Below are 7,698 nucleotides of genomic sequence, written 5' to 3'. Positions count from 1 at the left end.
TATTTTGTTCTAAAGCCTGCAAATATGTACCAGGAAATAAAGCTAAGATTTCCCAATGCATCAAAATTCACATATACATTCATAGACTGGATTGTCAGTACTGCTACAAGAAAGAAGATGAATAGCTCGGGAGTAAGGGAATGGCCAGACAAAATAGAAATAGGGTTTGAAAACCTATCCTATACTCTAAGAATGAATAGATATATTACCTCTAGAAATTGGAAAAAAATAGAATCCGCAATTAATAGGTGTATCGAGATAGCTATCGAATTAAAATGGCTAAACAAACATGAAAGGATCCAAGGTAAGACTATTTCTAAAAAAGAAGTATTTTATCTAAACAAAAATAAGTTCCAGCAGATTTCAACAAACAAAACAATTCAAAACACAACAAATAACAATTAATTGTTGATAGTCAAAAAAAATTAAATTAAAGCTCAAATAAAAAGAGTTTTAATTATGGGTAATTCTGGTTTTTATTTAAACGACAATCAAAACTGTGTGTTCGCAGATAATATCAAAGTTGGACAAATGCAAAATCCTTTGCAAGATAAACAACTTATACTTGGAACGAATTCTACACCAACAGCAGCGAAATTAAATGCTAAAGATGGTCTCAAAGTAGACATCACAAACACAACAGGTCAAGATACCACTATAGATTTATCAATAGATCCAAATGCTTTATCAAAACTAATCCTAGATCAGATTCAGAAAGAGTTAGTCGATGCTATTATAAAAGATATAACCAATAGTTTGATCCAAGAAGTTATCGATAAGATCGTATCAGACCCAACTCTAGCACTTACAAAAGCATTTAAAAATTTCTCGTTATCGGAAAAAATTCAGTGTAATGGATTATTCACCAAGTCTAACATAGGGACTCTTCTGGGTGGAACAGAAATTGGAAAATTTACAATTACCCCAGACAATACCGATAGTATGTTTTTAATTTCTGCTGATATTATAGCTTCTAGAATGGAAGGAAATGTCGTACTAGCCCTTGTGAAAGATGGTGATTCCGCACCGTGTGCCGTTAGCTACGGTTATTCATCTGGAATTCCTAATGTTTGTTCTTTAAGGACAGCTATAAGCAATTCTGGAACAACTCCAGTTACATTTTCATTGAGAGTAGGCGGAATGGAAAGTGGTGTAGTTTGGATAAATGCTCTGGCAAATGGTGATTCAATTTTGGGAGAAACAACTACATCTAACATATCATTTTTAGAAGTCAAACAACAAACAAACGGTTAATAAAAGTTATAAACAACTTAATTAATATATATTTTTGTTGGATATTTTCTTGTGGTTTTATATGAAAAAATCATACGTCTATTTACTGGAGAGATTATGAATAATAAACAGAATATGACTAACGATTTTATTAAAATTGTAAAAGATGTTGAGAAAGATTTCCCAGAACTAGATATCAAGATGAAAGTACACAAGGAAAAGATTACTTTTTTGAATTCTCCTTTGGAATTGTACCACAAAAGTATCTCCGTTATTCTAAACCTCCTCAACCAGATACAAACATCCTTAGGTTTGTTTCCCGACTCTCCTATAGTCGAACAAATGGAACATAACAATTTGAAGCTGAAAAAAGCTTTGATTATGTTGATTCTATCAAGAAAAGATATGTTCTCAAAAGCTGAATAAATTAACATCTACTCTAACGTTGGAGTAAGTGTGCAAACACTAGCATTTTGTTCTTTTAAAGGTGGTACTGGGAAAACGACCCTGTCCCTTAATATTGGCAGTAATCTTGCTCAGATAAGCAAGAAAAAGGTTTTGCTTGTGGATTTAGATCCACAAGCAAACCTAACCACAGGTCTCGGCGTCCAAGTTCGTGATGAATATAGTCTTAATGAAGTTCTAAGAAGTTCTAGCGGAATTGGACAAACTATCCACAGAACGAAAATAGAGAATCTTGATATCATTCCATCGTCTGTGCTTGTGGAAGATTTTAGAGGTTTGAATAAAGACGCAAGTTTATCGGTTAATCATTTATATTTGGCATTACAAACTGTTCAGGATCAATATGATGTATGTATCTTGGATACTCCACCAAGTTTAGGAACTCTTACTCAAGAAGCTTTTCTAGCCAGCCAATATTTAGTCATATGTTTAACACCGGAACCGTTTTCTATACTCGGTTTGCAAAAAATAAAAGAATTCTGTTCAACAATTGCGAATGACTTAGACATATTAGGTATAGTGTTCTCATTTTGGGATGAAAGAAACTCAACAAATTCGACTTATACTGATATTATAGAGACGATTTATGAAGGTAAAATCTTATCCAGCAAGATAAGAAGAGATATTACTGTTAGCCGATCTTTGTTAAAAGAAGCTCCAGTAATAAATGCTTATCCGAATTCTAGGGCATCTCAAGATATCTTAAATTTAACTAAAGAAATAGAAAATAAACTGTTCTTTAACAAAAAATTAGTCCAGGAAACTCTGTGAGTAAATTAGTCAAGGAAGCGTCTGCATTTTTTCAAAAAAATCAAGAAAACACAGCCAAAGAATTCCACAAAAAAGAATTCGCAATGGATGTTTTTTCAGTATCTTTAAGTGAAGACGAGAAAGAACAAATAGAGAATTTAATTGTTAGCAAACATAGAAACTTTGATAACGAATGTAGCAGTGGATTGGCTTCTATCAAACTGTTAACAGGACAAATTAAATCGATACAGAAACAACACGTTCTTTTAATTGGTGAAAAGATTTACAAAGTTAGGGAAATCCTAAGAAGTATGAATTCTCCTGATACAACGTTTTCGTCTTGGATAAATCTTGTATTCCATACGAAATCTTCAGCTTATAATGCTCTAGGATACTATGAGTTATTTATTAGCCTTCCAGACAAAGATGCAAAATCTCTGTTTCAATCGATACCATATAAAACAGCCTACCTATTAGCTTCTAGGAAAGGATCTGTTAAAGATAAAGTGAGAGTCTTGGGGAAAATCGGTGGGATGTCAAATACATCGGCTATGGATATCTTAAACAAGTTCTTACCCTCTTTAAGGGCTGCCCAAACAGACAGACAGACTGACTTCGAAGAAAAGAATAAAGAATTATCAGAAAAACTAATAGAAATCTTGAAAGTAGTCTGTTCTGGTTTAGAACTATCTGAGTATAACAAAAACTTGTTACAACAGCTTTTTGAAAGAACTTTGCACACAAATTCTAGATGCTGACTTCAAGCAGCAGCAAGTAAAAAGTATTAATATACTTTTTTAAGAATTTAAACCTGAAAAACTCCGAGAGAAATTGCAACTTTAGGTGGTAGACTTTGCAACTTTAGGTGGTAGACTTTGCAACTTTAGGTGGTAGACTTTGCAACTTTAGGTGGTAGACTTTTGGTTAGAAAAAACTTAGACTGCGCAAGACTTGTACATTACAAAATATCGAGACTGAGTATGAGCGGTTTGAGTTATTATCATAGGAGTAGATTATTTCTGACAGTGTTAGAGGCAGCCAATGTGTGGTTAGCAACCTTATCTCCTATTACAAGGAAAAATTATGCTTCTGGGATCAAATTTCTAATTTCTAATAACATCTTAGATGGTTCTATGAAGTTGGAAAATTTATCTCGTGTCGATCATTGTGATGCTTTGAACAAGATAAAATCTTTGCATTGTACTTGTACAGGCAAGCCTATTTCAGAGGCTTCAAAACAGGCTAGGGCTGCTTGTTATATCTCTTTTACTAAGTTTCTTTATCGATTGACCAAAGGGGTTATTAAGCAGGCAAGTCCTTCTAGAGACTTTGGAAACTCTACGTTTTACAAGATTAGGGACAAGGTTAAAACAGAATTTATTTCTAAAAAAGAATGGCTTTTATTTTTCGATTCTTTGAAGAAAATCAGCTTTAGAGACTATCTAATAGGAAAGTTAATTATTCAAGGAATTAGAAAATTAAGCGAAGTAATTTCCTTAAGAACGGATGATTTGTCTTTCACTCAGAATCAGGTTACTTTCAAGGTGAAAAAAAGACAAAATAGGTTCCAAGAAGTTAAGGTACGTTACCCAAATTTCTTAATGCAGGAGTTACGAGACTATCTTGGGAATCGAGAAGGTTGGGTTTTTGTTTCTGGAGAAGGACAGCAGGTAGCAATTAATCAGGTTTATTATTGTTTTAAGTTGGCTGAGAGTGATATTAATTCTCCGATTAAGGTTACACCTCATGTTTTGAGGGCTAGTGCTTTAGCATATTTGAAAAAGATGGGATTTGCTGATCAGGAAATAATGCGAGTATCGTGTTTATCTTCAACTCAAATGCTATCAGCATATGATACAGGCATGACAGATAACTTAACGTCACAATTACCCTTAATATTTTAATATAATTTTAATTATATTGAATATAGTGACTCGTGGTTTAGTTGTGTGTGTGTTTAAAGTAGAAATTATCAATTTCTACTTTATGACTAAATTAGGGATACTTTTTTTGATGCATTTTCGGATGTTATAGATTTGTCGTAGGCATATATCATTTTGGAAGACGAGTGGCCTGTTACTTTCATTATGTCAGAATCTGAGCAACCCATTTTTTTATACTCTGTCACAGCTGTAGCCCTCAAAACATGGGGTGTAACTTTGAATGGAATGTTTGCTTTTATTCCGGCTTTAGCAAAGGTCCCTGCTAGTTGTTTTAACCCCACACTTTTTCCATTTTTAGTTATAAAAACCAATCCCGACCTATTCCCTAAGTAATCTTGTATTAACTTCATGAATCGTTGTGGATATGTGATGATTGTTGTTTTTGACATGCCACGACTTTTACTTTGATCAAAAGATATAGTTCCATGTTCAAATGAAACCTTATCTGCAGTAACAGATAACGCTTCTGTTACACGTTTCGCACCTTGGAGAAGAGTTTGGGCTATTAACCAGTCTCTACGATTAATTTTTTCTAGGGCTTCTAAAAATGTCACCCTTTCAATTTGGTTCATGGCATTTGTTTTGACTAAGTCTCTAATTTTATAAAATGTCTTGTTAGACTCCTGGTGTGATGGTTGAGCTATAGAAATCATTCCAGATGTTGCTCGGTTTAAAAATTTAGTCAGGGATATATAACAAGCAGCGCGTACCTGTTTTGTTCCCTCCGACCAGGGAATTACTTTTGTAGGTATCTGTTTTATTGAGTCTAGAATGATGTTGTGGTTTAGTAAGGCAAATTCTTGCAGGGATATCCTTAAAGAAACTAAGCCTATTTTTTCCAAGGCTAAAATAGATCCCTTATATGACCTAGCCGTATGATTATTTAATGAGGATAACCATATAAGTACAGCTTCTGAAAGTGGAATATTTCTCAGTTCTTCCCAAATACGTTCATTTCTAATAGAAAGAAATTCTTGATGAGATAGGTTGCTTTGGTAAACTTTATTTCCAAACATTGTATCTAAGCTTTTATATAGTGAATTATCTTTACGCACGCATAACCCCATGATATAAGTTATGAATTTTACCTGATTATTTCCATAATCAAGCAAATTATATTACCTTTATAAAATCCTTAAAGTGTTTTCTGGATATCTTATGATGAAACAATCTGAAGAAGAAAAAGAGCTCTTAGATGTTGAGTTTTTTGTTCTAGGACAAGCTGTTAATTATCTGGAACATGCACATACGGTTGTACGTAGGTTATCTGAAAATCATTTCAAGTTAGAAAATCACAAGAACATATTTCTACTGATACGAGATATATTGAGAGATAGAGATACAATTTCAATCTCCTTAATTTGGGAAGAAATTAAGAGAAGGAATCTAGATAAACGGATGGATGTTTCGTATTTAATACATATGTCTCAAAATGCGGATATCCCTATCGACTTAGATCATCACATTGATTTCTTGCATGAAAAGCATGTTAATAACCTTCTGAAAGAATTTTTAGATTTATCTTTTCAGGATTTTACGAGATATCCAAACAGGCGTTCTCCATATACTCTCATAGATCAATTCAAAGAGCGTTTAGACAGTATTCATAAAAAGACGTCATATCCAAGACGAAAAAATGTAGGAAAGACAGTTTACGACATTTTTTCATCGGGTGATGATGGTAAAAATAGTGTTATTTCCCAGATACGTCATAGGTATGATTATAGGTCAAGACATCAAACAGACTATGTTGACGGATTACCTACAGGGTATTCATCCATAGATGAACATAGTATTGTGTTGTCCAAAGGGAACTTTGTTGTTGTAGCTGCAAGACCAGCCATGGGAAAGACAGCTTTTGCTATAGATATAGCTCTTAACCTTGTCCTAGAACAAGAAAAGTCTGTTGGTTTTATTTCATTGGAAATGAGTCCAAACCAAATTGTTGAACGTATAGTATCAAACTTAAGTGAAATTTCCTGTGAACAATTAAAGAGAGGTAACTTCTCTAGAGATATTTTATCTAAGATAGAAAATATTGGTATAAGATTAAAGGGGACCCATTTCTTCATATGTGACAACAAAAGTACTGATTTGAATGCTTTAGTTGACCAAGCTCGAGAATTACGGGAGAATCATGGTATAGACGCGTTATTCATAGATTACTTACAGCTGATAGGGTCCAATAAGAAGGCTGAGAATCGACAAAATGAGATAGCTGAAATTTCTAGACAATTGAGAAGACTAGCCGGTGAATTACAAATTCCTATTGTGTGTTTATCTCAATTGTCTAGAAAAGTAGAAGACCGCGGAGATAAAAGGCCAATGTTGTCCGATCTTAGGGATAGTGGTCAAATAGAGCAAGATGCTGACGTGATACTATTCTTACATAGAAAGGATTATTATTCACAAGAGGCTACAAAGGGACTTTCAGAAATTATAATCGGTAAAAACAGGCATGGTTCCGTGTTCTCAACAAATTTAAGATTTAATTCCTCAACGGGGAAATTTTCGGTGCAAAAAGAAGCATGGTGAAATCAGAAAATCAAATAATTAAAAGTTCTCTACATTTAGAGAATCAAAAATTTGGAAGAAAGCCTCAATTATCAGAAGATCAACTAGAATTATTTTCGAGTGTTTGTACAGAATCTAAAATCGAAGTAATAGGATTGGATTTACAACCATCACACTATCATGCTTTAGCTGCTATTCAAAAGCTTTTAACAGCAACAAATTATCGAGGGAATTTAGAAGGATCTTATTTATCTAGAGAAACAAACACGTTTAAATTCGAAGGAACCATTCCTAGAATTAAGTTCACGAAATCAGAATATCTAGAAGCTTATGGAGTAAAGAAATACAAGACTTCTAGAAATAAAAATGAATTCGGAGGGAAAGAAGCTTTAATAGCACTTGAAGCTCTATACCATTTAGGAAATGAACCCTATCTGATAGTTGCCACAAGAAAACGTTGGAACAAAGGGGAGGAAGTTGTTGATCGTTATCAAACATTTTCACCTATCTTACGTATTTGTGAAGGTTGGGAGGGTTTAACGCCAAAAGAAAACAAAGCATTAGATGAAGAACCTTTTCTTAATTTAATCTCCAAGAAGCATAAGGGATTCATCATAGAACCATGTCCCATTATCGTAGATCAAATTGATTCTTATTTTGTTCTAAAGCCTGCAAATATGTACCAGGAAATAAAGCTAAGATTTCCCAATGCATCAAAATTCACATATACATTCATAGACTGGATTGTCAGTACTGCTACAAGAAAGAAGATGAATAGCTCGGGAGTAAGGGA

Annotated in this window: 7 protein-coding genes and 2 pseudogenes; 8 read left to right on the top strand and 1 reads right to left on the bottom strand. The window is 33.7% G+C overall.

The window, feature by feature from the left end; genetic code table 11:
• The 6 genes and pseudogenes from O1W69_RS05360 to O1W69_RS05335 form a co-directional block, all read left to right on the top strand.
• Positions 1 to 405, top strand: a pseudogene (locus tag O1W69_RS05360) (virulence factor); the annotation flags it as partial.
• Positions 406 to 459: 54 nt separating this feature from the next.
• Positions 460 to 1,254, top strand: coding sequence for a virulence factor Pgp3 (pgp3, locus tag O1W69_RS05355; protein WP_375794016.1), 795 nt, complete (start codon positions 460 to 462; stop codon positions 1,252 to 1,254).
• Positions 1,255 to 1,350: 96 nt separating this feature from the next.
• On the top strand, positions 1,351 to 1,659 hold the full coding sequence (locus O1W69_RS05350) for a virulence factor (protein WP_375794015.1): 309 nt from the start codon (positions 1,351 to 1,353) through the stop codon (positions 1,657 to 1,659).
• A gap of 30 nt (positions 1,660 to 1,689) precedes the next feature.
• Entirely contained in the window at positions 1,690 to 2,469 is a 780-nt protein-coding gene (locus O1W69_RS05345; RefSeq protein WP_375794014.1) for a ParA family protein, read from the top strand.
• Complete coding sequence (locus O1W69_RS05340) at positions 2,466 to 3,206, top strand: CT583 family protein (protein WP_375794013.1); 741 nt, start codon at positions 2,466 to 2,468, stop codon at positions 3,204 to 3,206. Before O1W69_RS05345 ends, O1W69_RS05340 begins: the two co-directional genes overlap by 4 nt.
• Before the next feature lie 222 nt (positions 3,207 to 3,428).
• Positions 3,429 to 4,352 (top strand): tyrosine-type recombinase/integrase, encoded by a 924-nt coding sequence (locus O1W69_RS05335; protein ID WP_375794018.1) that lies wholly within the window; start codon positions 3,429 to 3,431, stop codon positions 4,350 to 4,352.
• Positions 4,353 to 4,438: 86 nt separating this feature from the next.
• On the opposite strand, the gene O1W69_RS05330 is transcribed toward O1W69_RS05335, so the two are convergent.
• Entirely contained in the window at positions 4,439 to 5,407 is a 969-nt protein-coding gene (locus O1W69_RS05330; protein ID WP_375794019.1) for a site-specific integrase, read from the bottom strand.
• A gap of 142 nt (positions 5,408 to 5,549) precedes the next feature.
• Here O1W69_RS05330 and O1W69_RS05325 point away from each other — a divergent pair, with 142 nt between their 5' ends.
• Both O1W69_RS05325 and O1W69_RS05320 read left to right on the top strand, forming a co-directional pair.
• Positions 5,550 to 6,926: a replicative DNA helicase gene (locus O1W69_RS05325; RefSeq protein WP_375794017.1), complete on the top strand. Its 1,377-nt coding sequence runs from the start codon at positions 5,550 to 5,552 to the stop codon at positions 6,924 to 6,926.
• Positions 6,920 to 7,675: pseudogene (locus O1W69_RS05320) on the top strand (virulence factor); the annotation flags it as partial. The gene O1W69_RS05325 and the pseudogene O1W69_RS05320, both read left to right, overlap by 7 nt.
• Positions 7,676 to 7,698 lie beyond the last annotated feature (23 nt).

It is taken from the genome of Chlamydia sp. 12-01 (genome assembly GCF_042234205.1).
GTDB lineage: Bacteria > Chlamydiota > Chlamydiia > Chlamydiales > Chlamydiaceae > Chlamydia.
This window is presented reverse-complemented; position numbering and strand designations above follow the sequence as displayed.